Raw genomic sequence first — 16,693 nt, forward strand, 5'->3', positions numbered from 1 at the left:
TTGCGGCGCGCGCGAGATGGCGGGGCTCAGCGGGTCGGGACCGGCTCGTCGCTGCGGTAATCGTAAAAGCCGCGGCCCGCCTTGCGGCCGAGCCAGCCGGCCTCGACATATTTCACCAGGAGCGGGCAGGGGCGGTATTTGGAATCGGCCAGCCCCTCGTAGAGCATCTGCATGATCGACAGGCAGGTATCGAGACCGATGAAATCGGCAAGCTGCAAGGGGCCCATCGGGTGGTGCGCGCCAAGCCGCATCGCCGTGTCGATCGCCTCCACATTGCCGACGCCTTCATAGAGCGTGTAGATCGCCTCGTTGATCATCGGCATCAGGATGCGGTTGACCATGAAGGCGGGAAAATCTTCCGCCACCGCGATCTTCTTGCCGAGCGAGGTGACGAAGCGCTTCGCCTCTTCGAAGGTCGTATCTTCCGTCGCGATGCCGCGTACGAGCTCGGCGAGCTCCATCACCGGCACCGGATTCATGAAATGCATGCCGATGAAGCGCTCGGCGCGGTCGGTCGCGGCGGCAAGCCGGGTGATCGAAATCGACGAGGTGTTGGTGGCGATCATCGCCTCGGGATCGAGGATCGGACAGACCTCGGCGAACACCTTGCGCTTGACCGCCTCGTCTTCCGTCGCCGCCTCGATGAGAAGGTCGGCCGGCGCCAATCCTTCGACGCCCTTGGCGGGACGCACACGGGCGAGCGCCGCCTGACGCTCTTCTTCGCTGATGCGGCCGGAGGAGCGCTGACGGGCGAGCGTGCCTTCCAGGGTGGCGAGCCCCGCCTGCAGCCGGTCGGGTGAAATATCGTGCAGAATCACATCGTAACCGGCCAAAGCGCAGACATGGGCAATGCCTGCGCCCATCTGGCCTGCACCCACTATGGCGACCGTCTTGATCTCATCTGCCATGGATCATCTCTGTTGCTGGTGCTTGCCTCGAATATCGAGCAAGCTTCGGAAAAGGGGAAGTGTGCGTCGCAACATTTTCCGCGTTGCAACGGGCCCCTCTTGACGCAGGAAGGAGGGGCCGTTGCTCTGGTTTGCGGCGGCTACGATTTATATCATGCAGCGCTCTTGTCGAGCTCTGCGGTGAGCTCCGGCAGCGCCGTGAACAGATCTGCGACGAGACCGTAATCGGCGACCTGGAAAATCGGCGCCTCCTCGTCTTTGTTGATCGCCACGATGACTTTGGAATCCTTCATCCCCGCCAGATGCTGGATAGCACCGGAGATGCCGCAGGCGATGTAAAGATCGGGCGCCACGATCTTGCCGGTCTGGCCCACCTGCCAGTCGTTGGGGGCGTAGCCCGCATCGACCGCGGCCCGGCTGGCGCCGACCGCCGCGCCGAGCTTGTCGGCGAAGGGCAGCATGACCTCTTCGAACTTCTCCTTGGAGCCGAGCGCACGCCCGCCGGAGACGATGATCTTGGCGGCGGCGAGTTCCGGGCGTTCGCTTTCCTGGATCTTGGCACTGAGATAGCGCGATTTTCCGAGATCGGCCGGGGCCGACACCGTCTCGATCAGCGCTTCGCCGCCGGCTTCGGCCGCCTGGAAGGCGGATGTGCGCACCGTCACCACTTTCTTGGCGTCTTTCGCCTTCACCGTCTGGATGGCGTTGCCGGCATAGATCGGGCGCTTGAACGTGTCGGGCGCCACGACCTCGACGATGTCGGAGACCTGCATCACGTCGAGGAGGGCAGCAACGCGCGGCATGACGTTCTTGCCGCCGGTGGTGGCGGGGGCGAGAACGGCGTCATAATCGCCGGCGAGGCCCGCAACCAGATCCGCCATCGGCTCTGCCAGATGATGGGCGAGCGCCTCGTCTTCGGCGATAAGCACCTTGGCGACGCCCGCAAGCTTCGCCGCCTCTTCGGCCGCCGGGCGCACATCCTTGCCGGCCACGAGAATGTGAACGTCTCCGCCCATCTCCTTGGCGGCGGTGAGCGCCTTGGCGGTCGCCTCGTTGAGGCTCTGATTGTCGTGTTCTGCGACGAGTAGAATGGTCATTTCGCGATCCCTCAGAGTACGCCCGCTTCGTTTTTGAGTTTTTCGACGAGTTCGGCTGGGGAACCCACCATGACGCCGGCCTGGCGCTTCGCCGGCTCGCGCGTCTCCACGACTTCGAGGCGCGGCGTGAGATCGACGCCGTAATCGTCGGCCGTCTTCGTCTCGATCGGCTTCTTCTTCGCCTTCATGATGTTGGGAAGCGAGGCGTAACGCGGCTGGTTGAGGCGCAGATCGGCCGTGACCACCGCCGGCAGAGCGATCGAGAGGGTTTCAAGACCGCCGTCGATCTCGCGGGTGACTTCCGCTTCCTCGCCCTTGATCTGTAGTTCCTTCAGGAAGGTGCCCTGCGACCAGCCGAGAAGGGCCGCAAGCATCTGGCCCGTCTGATTGCAATCGTCGTCGATCGCCTGCTTGCCCATGATGACGAGGCCGGGCGCTTCGGCCTCGACGATCGCTTTCAGGATCTTGGCGACGGCGAGCGGCTCCACGGTGCCGTCCGCCTGGACGAGAATGCCGCGATCGGCCCCCATGGCGAGCGCCGTGCGGATCGTCTCCTGCGATTGCGAGGGACCGACGGAGACGATGACGATCTCCTCGGCGCTGCCTGCCTCCTTGAGGCGAATGGCTTCTTCGACCGCGATCTCGTCGAAGGGATTCATCGACATCTTCACATTGGCGAGGTCGACGCCGGTGCCATCGGCCTTGACGCGCGCCTTCACGTTGTAGTCGAGCACTCGCTTGACCGGGACGAGAACTTTCATCAGGCAATCTCCCTTGTTTGCCCCCGGTTAGCGTTGCTCACCGACGGTGGCAAGAGAGCGCACCCCAAAGTTTCCGTTAACGTCAGCCTCCGTTCGTGCGTCAAAGCCGCGTGAGGCGCCTCGTCGCAGGCGGCGAGCTGCACCATATCGGCGTAAGGACGCTCGTGAGGTTTTGTCATGAAAGCCATTTTTGCTGCCGTCGCAGCTTTCGCCATGCTTGCCCTCGCAACCGCCGCCGGGGCGCAGGAGGGGGCGCAAGAGAAGGCGGGCCAGGCGCCGGGGGGCCAAGAAACCGCCATCTTCGCCGGCGGCTGTTTCTGGTGCGTGGAAGCCGATTTTGACAAGGTGCCGGGCGTCAAGGAGACGATCTCCGGCTTCACCGGCGGGGAGGTGCGCAATCCGACCTATCATCAAGTCTCGGCCGGCGGGACGGGCCACAAAGAGGCGGTGAAGATCACCTACGATCCAAGTGTCGTCAGCTACGAAAAGCTTCTCGACGTCTTCTGGCATTCCGTCGATCCGACCGATGCGGGCGGGCAGTTCTGCGACCGCGGCGACAGCTACACGACGGCGATCTTTGCGCTCGACGATGAGCAGCTTAAGGCCGCCAAAGCCTCCAAGACGGCGACCGAAAAAGAGCTCGGCCAGAAAATCGTGACGGAGATCGAGGGGGCCGGAGAATTCTGGCCGGCGGAGGCCTATCACCAGAACTATTACAAGAGCGACGAGCGCATCCTGTCGCGCTTCGGCTACGTCACCAAGGCCTATGCCTATAAGGGCTACCGTGAAGGCTGCGGCCGCGATCAGCGGCTGAAGCAATTGTGGGGCTCAGAGTCTCTGCGCGGGATCAAGCAGAGCTGAGGGTCGCAGCCGGTTTCTTCAGAAGGCAGGTTCAGGGCGTGCGCGGGGCGAAGAGGATGATCGCGGTGCCGAGAAGGCAAACGCCCGCCCCCATCAGATCCCAGCGGTCCGGCCTGAGCCCTTCGACGCTCCACAGCCAGAGAAGCGAGGCGGCGATATAAACGCCGCCATAGGCGGCATAAGCGCGCCCGGCCGCATCCGTCCCAACGAAGGTCAGCGCCGAGGCGAAGACGAGCAAAGAGACGAGGCCCGGCGCCAGCCACCAGACCGATCGGTCGAGCCGCAGCCAGGCCCAGAAGGCGAAGCAGCCGGCGATCTCGGCAATCGCCGCGACGACATAGGCGAGGGCAGTCTGCAACGCGGGCTCCATGGCGAATGGCTTTCGCCGTGCCATAGCCGATCGGCGCAGGCAGGCCAAACCGCGGAAAGGCAGAGGCGCGATCGGGGGCTTCTCAAATCTTCCCGAACAAGAGGCCTGCAATTAGTTGTGCGGCTCTCATCCCTCTTCGTAGCGGGTTATCCGGGCGCCAAAACCCGCCCTTGGAAGGCTTATCGCCTTTCCCTTTTTCGCCCGGCTTGTGCTATTCTTTCGATGCGAGGAGTTTCAACTATGAACGTCGAGCAAAAGCGCCGGGACCGATCGCCCGAAGCCGTCGAGCGCCGTCGGCGCGCCGTCGAAGAGGCGGCGGCCGCAAACTATCGTCAGGGTCTGTCGCCGAGCCCCGCTTACGCCGCCGCCATGGAGCAATTCGTGTCTGGCGAGATCACCATGGACGAGCTGCACGCCATCGGTGTGCGGTCCACGTCGGTCGGCCGGACATGAAAAAGCCCCGTCGAAACGGGGCTTTTTGCTGACACCGTGACCAGCTTGTCATCGCCCATCACAGCGGCCCTTACGGGACTTAAATCCCGGATTTCTCCGGGGCCACCCGAGAAATGGGCTTCTCTGCCCGTTTTGTCAAATCTTACATGCCAAGAGATCGGCGAATGCACTCGCGAATTTCTTCCATCTTTTCTGCGGGTAATACGCGAATATCGTAGTCTCGTTCACCTTGGTTGTTTTTGCCGCGGTCGAGCAGCTTCAGGCGGTGAAATGCAACGCATATGATCATGTCTGCCTTCACCCACATGGTTGGTTGGGCGTAGGGAAACGGCAGCGGTGGATCCAATTCCAGAATACAATTGTATGGCTGCAGGGTTCTGGGCCTTGTCGTGCTCAAAGGCACGATCGTGCACAATTGTTCTCTTCCAGGAAGGGGCGGAGATACCACGATCGCGGGACGTCGCTTCCGCATCTCAGGGACACGGAAGCCTTCGTTGAGATCAACGCGAAGAATAGTCCCGATTTGCGGATGACGCAGGATGCCCATAAAGAACATCATTTGTCATAATTCTGGGATGAAGAAAGTAGGCTTTATGGCCGCAATATAATTCCTGCAGATTCTGTCGTTTAACGTTCGATCTGAGCATTATGATCCAGATCTCGACGCCTGGGCGCTGTGATCTGGCTCAGCGCGGCAAAGCGCGGTCGAAGAGGGGGACGCCGCGGCGGCGGAGCGGCACGACGAGAGCGGCGCCGAGGGCGAAGCCGCCGATATGCGCCCACCAGCCGATATTGCTCGATTGCGGCGTCGACATCGCAAGGTTGGCGATCTGAAAGACGAGCCAGGCGCCGAGCAAGATGAAAGCGGGAAGGCGCAGGGGGATGCGGCCGAAGGCCAGCACCCAGAGTTTGACCCGCGGATGCAGGATCAGATAGCCGCCGACGATGGCCGCGACCGCACCCGAAGCGCCGATGAGGGGTGCCTCGGAGGAGGGGTTGGCGAGCGTGTAGATGTAGCCTGAGCCCGCCGCGCCCAAGACATAGAAGAGGAGATAGCGCAGGTGGCCGAGCGCATCTTCGATGTTGTCGCCGAAGATCCACAAGAACAGCATGTTGCCGCCGAGATGGATGATGTTGCCGTGCAGGAAGGCATAGGTGAGGAAGCTCAGCTCTTCCGGGATCAGCACGAAGCTCGGCGGCAATTCGGCGATGTCGTTGACGACGGAGGGGATGAGGCCGAGCGAGATCGCCGCCATCTCTACGCGCGCCGCATCAAAGCCGCCTGTTAGGAAGAAGCATGCTGCCGTGATCGCGATGATCGACCAATTGACATAGGGTCGGCTGACATAGGCGAGCGGGTTCGCGTCGTGAAACGGCAGGAACATCGCTCAACCTGGGTTCGAGCCGCCGCGCCGCAGCATCAGCGGTTCTGGCCCGGCACCCAGAGGACATCGGTTTCGCCCTTGTCGTTCACCCAGCGGGCGGCGACGAAGAGGAAATCGGACAGCCGGTTCAGATACTGGATTGCCGGAGCGGCGACCTTTTCCGGCTCTTGGTCCGCCAGGGCGACGACAAGGCGTTCGGCGCGGCGCGCGACGGTGCGGGCAAGATGCAGCTGCGCGGCCGCCCAGGTGCCTCCCGGCAGGATGAAGGAGCGCAGCGGGGAGAGCTCCTTGTTGAGGCGGTCGATGTCGCGCTCCAGGCGCTCCACCTGGGAGGGAACGATGCGCAGGCGCTCGTATTCCCGCGGCTTGCCGTCATCGGGCGTGGCGAGATCTGCGCCGAGATCGAAGAGGTCGTTCTGGATGCGGGCGAGCATCTCGTCGATCTCTTTCGTCGGTGCGCCGATCGACAGATTGAGGCCGGCCCGAACGACGCCCAAAAGCGCATTGGTTTCATCGACGGTGCCATAGGCTTCGACGCGCGGATCGTATTTCGCACGGCGCTCGCCGGTGCCGAGCGCGGTGGTGCCGTCGTCGCCGCGGCGCGTGTAGATCTTGTTGAGGACGACCATCGGCTTCTCCGTTTTCAAGGCGGAGCCGAAACTAGGGCAATTCGGGAAAGATTGAAGCGCTTGCGAGGGAAGAGTGTCGCAGCGTTGCGTGCCGCGAAATCTGTTTCCGCCTGGCGGCCTGCGGGAGCGGCACCCGGCGGCCGGCAAGAGGGTGCCGCCGCCTGGGAAGGCTGAGGCCCGAACGGGCCTCAAAAGAGCTTAGAACTTGTAGCCGACCATCACGCCGGCATGGGTGAGACCGTCATTGTCGTCGCACAGGCCGGCATTGGAGGAATGGTCGATGCGGGCCATGACGCGCAGATGCTGCGTGACGTTGACGCCGAGGCCGGCGCTTTCACGAAACAGCGTCGAGCAGCCGAGACGGGCGCCGGTTTCCGCGTGATCGGTGTTGCCGTCGTGGATGGTGCCGCCGAAGGTGCCTTCCAGGAAAATCCGCTTGGTCAGATTGTAGTCCCAGGTGAGGCCGGCATAGACCTGATTGGTGCCGCCCGAGGTGGTGACGGTGCCGCCGATATGCGGGCGCGGGCGCAACAGGAAATCGACGAAGCGGTTGTCGAAGGGCGTCATCGGATTGCCGAAGAGCACTTCGCCGTTGAGGAAGACGCCTTCTTCCTCGTCGGTGAGGCGATGGCGATCGTCGAGGAAACCTGTGGCGCCGATGCGCACTTCGTCAAAGAAATGATAGGTGCTGACCGGCTCGGCCGCATAATAGACAGGGTCGGCAGGATCGGCCGGCAGATCGGCTGCCAGCGCCGCAGATGTCCCGAAAAGCGCAATCAATCCCGCGCCAAAGCTCAATAACCGCATCACAGCCCCGTGAAATTGTTGCTTCGGCTTTAGCTTTGCCGGCCGGGCGCGGCAACGGTCTTTGCCGGAAAGGTGGCAAAACGCGGCCAGAGCTTCGTCGATTGTTGCCCCAAAGGCACGCGTCTCAGATGCTGCCGGGCGAGATGTCAGCGGGTGCTGAGCCAGAGGCCCGCCATCAAAACGACGACGGCGAGAAACTGCAGACCGACGCGCCAGCGCATCAGACTTTGCGAGCGATTGGGGCTGCCGCCGCGCAGCATGTTCCACAATCCGAGTACAAGCACGACGAGAACGGCAAGGACGGCGACCGGACCAAGATATTCCATGGTTTTCCTGCCTTGGCTGAGGACCAGAAAACCGCATTAAGCCAGGCACAGACGAGACGCAAATCTGAGCGGCGGGGAAAGCGGGCTCTTGTTTTTCCTAATTGGTGGCGCGCGTCGCCATCTTATGCAGCAACCGGCGCGGCAGAAGACGGCGGCCGAAGGCGGCGATCCTGGTCTGGCGGGTGACGGGATAATGGGTCGCCGGACTGGGCGCCTCGCAGGCTTCGATGAGAACATCGAGGACCGCTTCGGGGCCGAGCTGCCCAAAGGTGTTGCCGCCCTTTTCCATGGAGGCGAGGCGGCGGCGGTAATAGGCGGCATGGACGGAGGCGTCGATGTCGACGTTGCGATGGAAGGCGGCGACGGCGTTTTCCGTCATGCGGCTTTCAATCGGGCCGGGCTCGATCGCCACGACCTTGATGCCGGTGTCGGCAAGCTCGATTCGCAAAGTGTCGGTGTAGCCTTCGAGCGCAAATTTCGAGGAATTGTAGGCGCCGCGGAAGCCGAGCGCGACGAGGCCGAGGACGGAGGAGTTCATGACGATGCGGCCGGCATTCTGGCGGCGCATCACCGGGATCACCTTTCGGGTGAGCTCGTGCCAGCCGAAGAAATTGGCATCGAACTGGGCGCGCAGGACGGCAGAAGAGATGTCTTCAAGGGCGCCGGGCTGCGAATAGGCGCCGTTGTTGAAGAGGGCGTCGAGACGGCCGTCCGTGGCGGCGAGCACAGATTGAAGAGCGGCCGCGATCGAGGCCTCGTCGGCATAGTCGAGATAGAGCGCTTCAAGGCCATGTTTGCCGCCGGCTTCGTGCAGGGCCGCGAGATCCGCCTCGTTGCGGGCCGTGGCAAAGACGCGCCAGCCGCGCCGCGCCATGGCGAGGGCGCAATGGCGGCCGATGCCGGAAGAGCAGCCGGTGATCAAAATGCTGCGGGCCATGCGGGCTTGTCCTTTGGTCCCCTTGTGCGGGGCGCGTGAAATCGGGCTTTTCTTCAGCCCTTGTCCCCGCTTCCTCCTAGGCAATCAAGTGGCGGCGGCTTAAGGCGGGAGGAGATCCGAATTTCGCCGCACACAGCCGCCCCAAGCCGCCCATGGCCGCCCCAAGCCGCCGCAACCGCCGCAAACTCTGATGTCCGACACCGCCAACATCGTCCTCACCATTTTCGGCCTCATCGGGATCGGCTATCTCGCGGCGCGCTTCAAGCTCCTGAAGATGGAGACCGGCGGGGCGCTCGCCGATTTCGTCTTCACCATCGCCATTCCACTCCTTCTCTTTCGCACGCTGGCGCATGCCGATTTCCACGGGCTGTCGCCGTGGCGGATCTGGATTGCGTATTTTGTCGGCGTGCTCGTCACCTGGACGGTGGCGCATGTTCTCGTTCGGCGGCTGTTCAAGCGCGATACGCGCTCAGGCGTCGTCGCCGGCGTCTCGGCCGCCTTCGCCAATACGGTTCTGATCGGCATTCCGCTGGCACGTGCCACCTATGGCGACCCCGGCACGGTGGTCGTCCTCATTCTCGTCTCGGTGCATCTGCCGGTGATGATGGCGGCAAGCCTCGCCCTCAACACCTGGGCGCGACGGCGCGACGGGCTCGCGGCCGAGGTGGAGAGCAGCCGTGCCATGTGGGGGGCGTTTGCGCTCGAACTCATCCGCCATCCGCTCATCATCGGCATCATCCTGGGCGGCATCTGGCACGTTTTCCATCTGCCGATCCCGGGGCTTGCCGAAAAGCTGATCGACAGCCTTGCCGATGTGGCGGGACCGGTGGCGCTTTTTGCCTGCGGCATGGGGCTTGCCCGCTACGGCATCGCCCGCAACATCCCGGCGGGTGCGGTCCTTGCGGGCATGAAGCTCTTCTTCATGCCGCTCGTCGTTCTGCCGGTGGCGCTCCTCATCGGGCTCGGCCCGGTGCCGACGGCCGCTCTGGTGCTGGTGGCGGCCTGTCCGACCGGCGTCAACGCTTTCCTCATCGCCACCCGCTTCGGCACGGGCGAGGCGCTCGCCTCCAATACGACACTGATCTCGACGGCCTTCGGCGTCGGCGGCGTCGCCTTCTGGCTCATGGTGTTGCGCGCTTTTACGTGAACCTCAGGCCCTTGAACTTCCAGGCCCTTGAGCCTCAGGCGACGGACGCGGCCGCCGGTGGCGCAAAGCCGAGACTGCGGCGAATGTCGTCGGGGGTGGCGCCCGTCTCGCGCAGGTCGGCCAGAGCGGTCGAGCCGGCGGATTTCGCAAGCTTGCGTCCCTCCTTGTCGAGGATCAGCCGGTGATGATGGTAGAGGGGTGCGGGCAGGCCGAGCAGCACCTGCAGGAGGCGGTGGACCGAGGTCGCCGCTTCGAGATCGGCCCCGCGCACGACATGGGTGACGCCCTGATAGGCGTCGTCGAGGGTGACGGCGAGATGATAGCTCGCCGGCACGTCCTTGCGCGCCAGAATGACGTCGCCCCAAGTGCTCGGATGGGCGCTCACGCGTGTCGTCTCTCCGGTCTCAAGATCGAGCTCCTGCCAGGCGAGCGGCTCAAGGCCCGCGAGAGCCCGGCGCATATCGAGGCGGAGCGCATAGGGGGCGCCGGTCGCGATCCTGTCGGCGCGCATTTGGCTCGACCAGTCGCGTTCGAGGCCCGGATAATGCGGGGCGCCATCGGGATCGCGCGGCCAGGTGTGGCCGGTCTTTTCCTTTTCAGAGATGGCGCCACGGATTTCCGAGCGGCTCAAGAATGCGGGGTAGAGAAGGCCGAGGCGGTCCAAGGCGGCGAGCGCGCCGGCATAGGCCGGGAAGCGATGGCTTTGGCACAGGATCGGCTGTTCGAAGGCGATGCCGAGCCAGGCGAGATCATCGAAGATCGCGTCGGTGAATTCCGGCCGGGCGCGGGTGTAGTCGATGTCTTCCATACGAAGGAGAAGTCGGCCGCCCGCGGCCCTGGCGGCGCGCTCGTTGAGGAGCGCGCTATAGGCATGGCCGAGATGCAGATAGCCGTTCGGGCTCGGCGCGAACCGGAAGACGGGTTTTTCAGGCGCGCGGTTCAATCGAGGGAGGCGTCCTGGTGCGCCGTTCGCGATAGAGAATGAAAAGGCCGCTCAAGATGATAATCGCACCTCCCAGAACCGTCGAACGCGGCGGAACATCGCCGAATATGACGAAGCCGAGGGCGGTGATCCAGAGAATCTCGCTGTAGACGAAAGGCGCAAGCAGGGTGGCGGGCGCGAGCTCGTGCGCCTTGATCAACAGCCAATGGCCGAGGCCGCCGAAAAAGCCGGTGGAGATGAGGAGGCCCCAGAGAAAGGCGCTGGGCACGGTTTCCCATTGGGCGATGCCGAGCGGTGCGATGGCGAAGCTTGCGAGGATCGCCGGCATGACGATCATACTCTGCGCGGTTTCGCGCCCGGCCATCTGGCGCGTCAGGATGACGTAGAGCGCGTTCGAGGTCGCGGCCCCGACCGAGAGAAGCATCGCCGGCTCGAAGGCTCCCGGTACCGGCTGGATGATGATGAGCGCGCCGAGGAAGCCGACGACGACCGCAGCCCAACGCTGCGGCCCCGCCCATTCGCCGAGCATCGGCCCGGCAAGCGCCGTGACGATGAAGGGGCCGATGAAGAAGATGCTGACGGTCTGGGCGAGCTGAAGATGGCGGACGGCCAGAAAGTTGAACAAAGTCGAGCCGACGAGGCAGCAGGCGCGCGCCACCTGCAGCTTCTTGTTGCGCGGCAGACAGAGCGCCATGTCGCGCCACGGCCGGAAGATGACGAGCGTCAGAATGAAATGCGTGAGAAAGCGCACCCAGACGATCTGCATCGCCGGCAGCCATTGGCCGAGATATTTCGCCGTCGTGTCGAGACAGGCGAAGCAGAGAAAGGCGAGCATGATGAGAAGAAGCGCACGCAGGCGCGCAGCGGCGGCGCCAGCGCCCGCGTCTTCGGAAAGGGAGACCATTTCACATGCAAAGGGCCTTCCTGGCCGGAAAGCAAGCTCTCATCTCTCTGTCATCTCCGGGCCCTCTCGCCCTCTCATGCCGGGCGGCAGCGCTCCCCTGCGCAAAAGCCGTTGCAGAGCCGGCGCATTTGCTTTTCACATGGGCGTGAGATGCTTTGGAGAGGCTTCCCATGCTGCGCCTTTGGCAGGATCTGACGAGCCCCGAACTCGCCCGATGCGATCCCACACGCACCGTGGCGATCCTGCCGATCGCGGCCACCGAGCAACACGGGCCGCATCTGCCTCTCGGCACCGATTGCCACATCGCCGAAGGGCTTGCGGGAGAGCTCGCGACGGCGCTCGACCCCGATGTCGAGGCGCTGCTTCTTCCGACGGTCGGCGTCGGCGCCTCGCTGGAACACATGTCCTTTGCCGGCACGCTTTCGCTTTCGGCGGCACAGATGACGCAGACCATCGTCGCGATCGGCGAAGGGGTGGCGGCGTCGGGCCTCAAGAAGCTCATTTTGATCAGCTCGCATGGCGGCAACAGCCCTTCGGCGGCGGCCGCCATACTCGAGCTTCGGGCGCGCCACGAGCTTCTCGCCGTGGCGACGAGCTGGCGGCGCTTCGGCCTGCCGGCGGAGCTTGCCGACGATTGCGAGCGTGCCGTCGGCATCCACGGCGGCTTCGTGGAAACCGCGCTGATGCTGCATTTCAAGCCCGATCTCGTCCGGCATCTTTCGCTCGCCGATTTCCCGTCGCGGCAAAGCATGCTGTCCGAGCGCTATCGCCGTCTTCGCGCCTATGGCGATGTCGGCTATGGCTGGCTTGCCGAGGATTTGAACGCCGAAGGGGTCGTCGGCAACGCCGCCGCGGCGAGTGCCGAAGCCGGGGCTGCGATCGCCCGGCATCAGGTGCGGGGCATGGCGGAACTCGTTCATGAGGTGGCAGTTGCCGACATGCCGGAGTGTCTCGCCGAAGAATGAGGCGCGACAGGGCTTTACGGCGGCCCGCAGCTTTGATTCAACGAGCGCCGGGCGCGCCAGAACCTGGCCTCGGCACCGTGCTCAGAGGCGCTTTGTGAAAGGCGACGAGGAGGACATTTGAAGGACGCATCGATCGCCATCATCGGGGCCGGTCTCGCCGGTCTTGCCGCCGCCAGGCGTCTGCGTGCGGCGGGGCTCGACCCGATCCTTTTCGAAGCCGCGGGGAAATCCGGAGGCCGGCTCTCCTCAGAAGAGGTCGCCGGGGTGCCGGTCGATGCGGGCGCGGTCTATGTCACGGCCCGCGAAGAGCCCTTCAAATCCTTCATGCAAGAGGCGGTCTTCGCCGGCAAGGCGACCGGCTGGGCGCCCTCCGGACGCGACAGCGACGAGCCCTGGCTCATCGGCCTGCCGAGCATGGACGGCCTTACCGATTTCGCCGGAAAGGGCCTCGATATCCGCACGCATACGGCGGTCGAACGGATCGGCCGGGCGAGCGAAGGTTATCTCCTGCAAAGCAATTCCGCGCCGGTCGGGCCGTTCGATGCGGTGATCGTGGCGCTTCCTGCGTCCGCCGCCGAACCGCTGCTGCATGCCCATGGCAAGCCCTTCGACCGCCTGTCGGAGGTGGTGATGCGTCCGACGATCGCCGGGCTCTTCGTCTTCGACGGCGCCGTGCCGATCACGGAAGACTGGATTTCGAGGCGCGGCGATTTGAGCGTCGCCATCCGCAACAGCTCGAAGGCCGGCCGCGGCGATACGGAGAGTTTTGTCGTGCATGCGGCGGCGGGTTTTTCCGAAGCGCATTTCGGCGCACGCGAAGACGAGCTGTCGGAGCAGCTGCTCGACCTTCTCGCTGCCGAGGCGGACGGGCCGCTGCCGCCTTTGATGGCCCGCAAGATCCGGCGCTGGCGCCAGGCGCTCGTCGCGGAGCCCGCGGGTGAACCCTGTCTCGTCGGGGCGAAAGGGCGGCTCGTCGCCTGCGGCGACTGGTGCATCGCCGCGCGTTCGGAGGCGGCGTTTGTTTCCGGCACCGCGGCGGCCGACGCGGTGCTTGCCTCCTTCTCGGATTAGGGGCCCGAACTCTCCCGCCACGTTTCTGTGTCGGTGTGTCGGCGCGTCAGGCGGCCTGCGAGCGCCGCTTGACGGCGGTCAGCCGTTCTTCGGCGAGCCGATCGGCGATCGCGGCCGTCGTCGTCCTCTCTTCCGCGGCGCGTGCGAAGATGGACGCAAGCGTTGCGCCGATCGCTTCCACCTTGTCGCGGGTTTCCGTCTGCGAATGGCCGGCCCCGGCCAAAGCGAGCGCCACGACGCCGCCGGCATTGATGGCGTAATCCGGCGCATAGAGAATGCCGCGCTGAAGCAGACGCCCGGCGTCGTCGGCCTCGGCGAGCTGGTTGTTGGCGGCACCCGCCACGATCGCGGCGCGGATCTGCGGGATGGTGGTGCGGTTGAGCCCGGCACCGAGGGCGCAGGGGGCGAAGAGATCGACCGGGGCGGCATGGATTTCCGCCGGCGGGACGGCGAGCGCGCCCCAGGCCTCTTCGGCGCGCGCCAGTGCTTTTTCATCGATGTCGGAGACGAGAAGGTCGGCGCCGGCCTCGTGCAGCTTTTCCGCAAGGCGCCAGCCGACATGGCCGAGCCCCTGGATCGCGACGCGGATGCCTTCAAGCGAGCTCGAGGCGAACCGGTACTCGACGGCGGCGAGGATGCCGTGGAAGACGCCGAGCGCCGTATGGGGGGAGGGATCGGCGACGCCCGAAGCCGGTGTGCCGCGCACATGCTTCGTCGCACGCGCGACGTCCGCCATATCGGCGGGGGCGGTGCCGACATCTTCCGCGGTGATGTAGCGGCCGGAGAGGTTTTCGATCGCGGCTCCGAAGGCCTCGAAAAGCGCCGGGGTCTTGGGCACGCCGGGGGCGAGAATGATGACGGCCTTGCCGCCGCCGAGATTGAGGCCTGCGAGCGCGGTCTTGTAGGTCATGCCGCGCGACAGGCGCAGGACGTCCTCAAGAGCGGCATGTTCATCGGCATAGCGCCAGACGCGGCAGCCGCCGAGGGAGGGGCCGAGCGTGGTGTCGTGAATGGCGATGTAGCCGGCGAGGCCCGTCGCCTCGTCTTCGATGCGCACCACCTCTTCGTGTCCATCGAATGCGGGATGGCGTGCGAGCTCGGCTTCCGACAGGGCGGTGACGGGCATGGCTCAGATCCTTCTCGTTTTTTTTGGGCGTTTCCTCTTGGCGCAGAGATAAGCGCCCGGCGCGAAAGCTTCTGGCTGGAGGAGCGCCAAAAAGCCGCGGGCGGAGGGGCAAATGACTTTCTGCCGCGACGTCTTGCGAAAGATTATTCCGCCGCGCTGTCGCCGCACTTGTGCGAGAAAGCGCGTTCGTGTCCGCCGAATGGGCCGGATGCCACGACCGGAGACTGCCCGATGGCACGTCGATTGCTCTCGCTTTTCGTTCTCGCTCTCGCGCTTTTGCCGGGTGCGGCGCTGGCGCATCCGCATGTGTGGGTGGATGTCGCCTCCGAAGTTTCTTTCGACAAAAGCGGGCGTATCGTCGGCATCCGCCATCATTGGCGCTTTGACGAGGCGTTTTCCGCCTATGCGACGCAGGGGCTCGATGCCGATGGCGATGGCAAATTGTCGGCCGAAGAGCTGAAGCCCTTGGCGGAGGTCAACGTCACGTCGCTTGCCGATTATGGCTTCTTCACAGAGCTTACCGCCGGCGGCGAGCCGGTGAAGCTCGGCGATCCCGTCGATTACTGGCTGCAGCCGAGCGGCAAGCAACTGATTTTGCATTTCACCCTGCCGCTGAAGAAGCCGATCGCGGCGCATGCGCCGGTCGAGCTCCAAGTCGCCGATCCGGAATATTTCGTCGCCTTTTCGCTGCCGTCGAAGGAGGCGGTGCGGCTCGTCGATGCGCCGGCCTCGTGCAAGCTCGCCGTTACGCTCGGCGAGGAGCCGGATGCGACGGCTGCCGCGATGCTCGCGACGATCGGCGCGGAGCAGCGCGAGCTGCCCGCGGAATTCAAGAGTTTGACGGCCGGCACGGAGAATGCCGCGATGATCACATGTCCCTGATGCGGCGGGAGAAAGGTGTGCGGGCGGATGCGCTCGCTATGTTCGCGCCGCTTGCCGTCCTGGCGGTCTTTGTCTGCCTCGTATCCAACGCCGAGGCCGCGACGTCGCCGTTCGGTGTCGGTCTGCCGGGCGAGGGCGGCGGGGCGGGGCTCGTGCCGATGATCGCCGCCTTGCAGAAGGAGTTCTACCACGAGCTGACGGCGACCCTGTCGCGGCTCGCCACCGACGGGTCGGCCTTCTGGTGGCTCGGCGGCGTCTCCTTCATCTACGGCATCGTGCATGCGGCCGGACCTGGCCACGGCAAGGTGGTGATCTCGTCCTATATCCTCGCCAACGAGAAGACGGCGCGGCGCGGGGTTCTGATCGCCTTCCTGGCGGCGTTCCTGCAGGCGATCGTCGCGGTCGCGCTCATCGGCGCGCTTGCGGCCGTTCTGGGGCTCACGAGCTTTGCCATCACCGATACGGCGGAGGCCTTCGAGATCGGCAGCTACGGGCTCGTCCTGGCGCTCGGTCTTTTCCTGCTGTTGCGCAAATCGCGGCGGCTTTTGAGACGGCTTTCCCTCGGATCACGCCTTCGTCCCGCGACGGCCGGCCTCACGCCGGCTGCGGCCGGGGCGCATGGGCATGACGTGCATCTGAGCGAGGCGCATCTTCATGACGGCCACGGGCATGAGCATGGGCATGAGCACCACCATGATGATCACGGACATGCGCATGACCATGGGCACGGGCATGACCATGAGCACGGCGCGTGTTGCGGGCATGTGCCGGATGCGGCGCTGGTGGAGAAGAGCCGCGGGCTTGCAGGTGCTGTCGCGGCTGTCGTCTCCGTCGGTCTGAGGCCGTGTTCGGGCGCCCTCATCGTCCTCGTCTTCGCGCTGTCGCAGAAGATTTTCTGGGCCGGGGTCGCGGCGACGTTCTTGATGGCGCTCGGGACCGGGCTCACGGTTGCGGCGCTCGCCGCACTCGCCGTCGGCGCCAAGGGCGTGGCGGCAAAGCTTCTTCAGACGCGGCCCGGCGCCGGCGCGGCCTTCGTCTCGCTGCTCGAATGGGGCGGGGCGTTCGCGATCACCGCGCTCGGCGGGCTTTTGCTGGCCGGCGCTCTCGCCTAGGCCTTTGCC

At 64.8% G+C, this 16,693-nt stretch carries 20 protein-coding genes; 7 read left to right on the forward strand and 13 right to left on the reverse strand.

The window, feature by feature from the left end:
* Positions 1 to 26: 26 nt before the first annotated feature.
* From BLP76_RS11860 to BLP76_RS11870, 3 genes are all read right to left on the reverse strand, one after another.
* Entirely contained in the window at positions 27 to 908 is an 882-nt protein-coding gene (locus BLP76_RS11860; RefSeq protein WP_092813142.1) for a 3-hydroxybutyryl-CoA dehydrogenase, read from the reverse strand.
* A gap of 152 nt (positions 909 to 1,060) precedes the next feature.
* Complete coding sequence (locus tag BLP76_RS11865; protein ID WP_092813145.1) at positions 1,061 to 2,005, reverse strand: electron transfer flavoprotein subunit alpha/FixB family protein; 945 nt, start codon at positions 2,003 to 2,005, stop codon at positions 1,061 to 1,063.
* Positions 2,006 to 2,016: 11 nt separating this feature from the next.
* Positions 2,017 to 2,766 (reverse strand): electron transfer flavoprotein subunit beta/FixA family protein, encoded by a 750-nt coding sequence (locus BLP76_RS11870; protein ID WP_092813148.1) that lies wholly within the window; start codon positions 2,764 to 2,766, stop codon positions 2,017 to 2,019.
* Between the two features lie 177 nt (positions 2,767 to 2,943).
* Here BLP76_RS11870 and msrA point away from each other — a divergent pair, with 177 nt between their 5' ends.
* Positions 2,944 to 3,627 carry a peptide-methionine (S)-S-oxide reductase MsrA gene (gene msrA / locus BLP76_RS11880; RefSeq protein ID WP_244514562.1) on the forward strand — a complete coding sequence of 228 codons (684 nt, stop codon included), beginning with the start codon at positions 2,944 to 2,946 and terminating at the stop codon, positions 3,625 to 3,627.
* 31 nt (positions 3,628 to 3,658) lie between these two features.
* Here msrA and BLP76_RS11885 read toward each other — a convergent pair whose 3' ends face one another.
* The gene (locus tag BLP76_RS11885) at positions 3,659 to 3,985 is read right to left on the reverse strand and encodes a YnfA family protein (protein WP_244514563.1); all 327 of its coding nucleotides are present in this window, start codon (positions 3,983 to 3,985) and stop codon (positions 3,659 to 3,661) included.
* Between the two features lie 252 nt (positions 3,986 to 4,237).
* Here BLP76_RS11885 and BLP76_RS11890 point away from each other — a divergent pair, with 252 nt between their 5' ends.
* Positions 4,238 to 4,450, forward strand: a complete 213-nt coding sequence (locus tag BLP76_RS11890; RefSeq protein WP_092813157.1) for an antitoxin VbhA family protein — start codon at positions 4,238 to 4,240, stop codon at positions 4,448 to 4,450.
* 142 nt (positions 4,451 to 4,592) lie between these two features.
* Here BLP76_RS11890 and BLP76_RS11895 read toward each other — a convergent pair whose 3' ends face one another.
* The 6 genes from BLP76_RS11895 to BLP76_RS11920 all read right to left on the reverse strand — a co-directional run bounded on the left by BLP76_RS11895 (position 4,593) and on the right by BLP76_RS11920 (position 8,534).
* Positions 4,593 to 5,009 carry a type II toxin-antitoxin system PemK/MazF family toxin gene (locus BLP76_RS11895; protein WP_092813160.1) on the reverse strand — a complete coding sequence of 139 codons (417 nt, stop codon included), beginning with the start codon at positions 5,007 to 5,009 and terminating at the stop codon, positions 4,593 to 4,595.
* 127 nt (positions 5,010 to 5,136) lie between these two features.
* The gene (locus BLP76_RS11900) at positions 5,137 to 5,835 is read right to left on the reverse strand and encodes a rhomboid family intramembrane serine protease (RefSeq protein ID WP_092813163.1); all 699 of its coding nucleotides are present in this window, start codon (positions 5,833 to 5,835) and stop codon (positions 5,137 to 5,139) included.
* A gap of 35 nt (positions 5,836 to 5,870) precedes the next feature.
* Entirely contained in the window at positions 5,871 to 6,464 is a 594-nt protein-coding gene (locus BLP76_RS11905; RefSeq protein ID WP_092813166.1) for a cob(I)yrinic acid a,c-diamide adenosyltransferase, read from the reverse strand.
* A gap of 198 nt (positions 6,465 to 6,662) precedes the next feature.
* Positions 6,663 to 7,271 (reverse strand): acyloxyacyl hydrolase, encoded by a 609-nt coding sequence (locus BLP76_RS11910; protein ID WP_092813169.1) that lies wholly within the window; start codon positions 7,269 to 7,271, stop codon positions 6,663 to 6,665.
* Positions 7,272 to 7,417: 146 nt separating this feature from the next.
* Positions 7,418 to 7,597, reverse strand: coding sequence for a twin transmembrane helix small protein (locus BLP76_RS11915; protein WP_092813172.1), 180 nt, complete (start codon positions 7,595 to 7,597; stop codon positions 7,418 to 7,420).
* 97 nt (positions 7,598 to 7,694) lie between these two features.
* Complete coding sequence (locus tag BLP76_RS11920; protein ID WP_092813174.1) at positions 7,695 to 8,534, reverse strand: SDR family NAD(P)-dependent oxidoreductase; 840 nt, start codon at positions 8,532 to 8,534, stop codon at positions 7,695 to 7,697.
* A 190-nt stretch (positions 8,535 to 8,724) separates the two neighbouring features.
* On the opposite strand from BLP76_RS11920, the gene BLP76_RS11925 reads away from it, so the two are divergent.
* Positions 8,725 to 9,681 carry an AEC family transporter gene (locus tag BLP76_RS11925; RefSeq protein WP_092813177.1) on the forward strand — a complete coding sequence of 319 codons (957 nt, stop codon included), beginning with the start codon at positions 8,725 to 8,727 and terminating at the stop codon, positions 9,679 to 9,681.
* A gap of 34 nt (positions 9,682 to 9,715) precedes the next feature.
* Here the strand turns inward: BLP76_RS11925 and gluQRS are convergent, their stop codons facing one another.
* Positions 9,716 to 10,624, reverse strand: coding sequence for a tRNA glutamyl-Q(34) synthetase GluQRS (gene gluQRS, locus BLP76_RS11930; protein WP_092813180.1), 909 nt, complete (start codon positions 10,622 to 10,624; stop codon positions 9,716 to 9,718).
* Positions 10,608 to 11,528 (reverse strand): DMT family transporter, encoded by a 921-nt coding sequence (locus tag BLP76_RS11935; RefSeq protein WP_092813183.1) that lies wholly within the window; start codon positions 11,526 to 11,528, stop codon positions 10,608 to 10,610. Before BLP76_RS11935 ends, gluQRS begins: the two co-directional genes overlap by 17 nt.
* A 170-nt stretch (positions 11,529 to 11,698) precedes the next feature.
* On the opposite strand from BLP76_RS11935, the gene BLP76_RS11940 reads away from it, so the two are divergent.
* Both BLP76_RS11940 and BLP76_RS11945 read left to right on the forward strand, forming a co-directional pair.
* Positions 11,699 to 12,493 (forward strand): creatininase family protein, encoded by a 795-nt coding sequence (locus tag BLP76_RS11940; RefSeq protein ID WP_092813186.1) that lies wholly within the window; start codon positions 11,699 to 11,701, stop codon positions 12,491 to 12,493.
* A gap of 117 nt (positions 12,494 to 12,610) precedes the next feature.
* On the forward strand, positions 12,611 to 13,564 hold the full coding sequence (locus tag BLP76_RS11945) for an NAD(P)/FAD-dependent oxidoreductase (RefSeq protein ID WP_111328828.1): 954 nt from the start codon (positions 12,611 to 12,613) through the stop codon (positions 13,562 to 13,564).
* 46 nt (positions 13,565 to 13,610) lie between these two features.
* Here the strand turns inward: BLP76_RS11945 and BLP76_RS11950 are convergent, their stop codons facing one another.
* The gene (locus tag BLP76_RS11950; RefSeq protein ID WP_092813191.1) at positions 13,611 to 14,690 is read right to left on the reverse strand and encodes a Glu/Leu/Phe/Val family dehydrogenase; all 1,080 of its coding nucleotides are present in this window, start codon (positions 14,688 to 14,690) and stop codon (positions 13,611 to 13,613) included.
* 231 nt (positions 14,691 to 14,921) lie between these two features.
* Here BLP76_RS11950 and BLP76_RS11955 point away from each other — a divergent pair, with 231 nt between their 5' ends.
* A complete protein-coding gene (locus tag BLP76_RS11955; protein ID WP_170130479.1) occupies positions 14,922 to 15,572 on the forward strand; it encodes a DUF1007 family protein in 651 nt (216 codons plus the stop codon).
* Positions 15,563 to 16,684, forward strand: coding sequence for a nickel/cobalt transporter (locus BLP76_RS11960; RefSeq protein ID WP_092813193.1), 1,122 nt, complete (start codon positions 15,563 to 15,565; stop codon positions 16,682 to 16,684). Before BLP76_RS11955 ends, BLP76_RS11960 begins: the two co-directional genes overlap by 10 nt.
* Positions 16,685 to 16,693: the final 9 nt, after the last annotated feature.

Origin of the sequence: Afifella marina DSM 2698 (assembly GCF_900102695.1) — a bacterium.
In the GTDB taxonomy this organism is placed as follows: domain Bacteria; phylum Pseudomonadota; class Alphaproteobacteria; order Rhizobiales; family Afifellaceae; genus Afifella; species Afifella marina.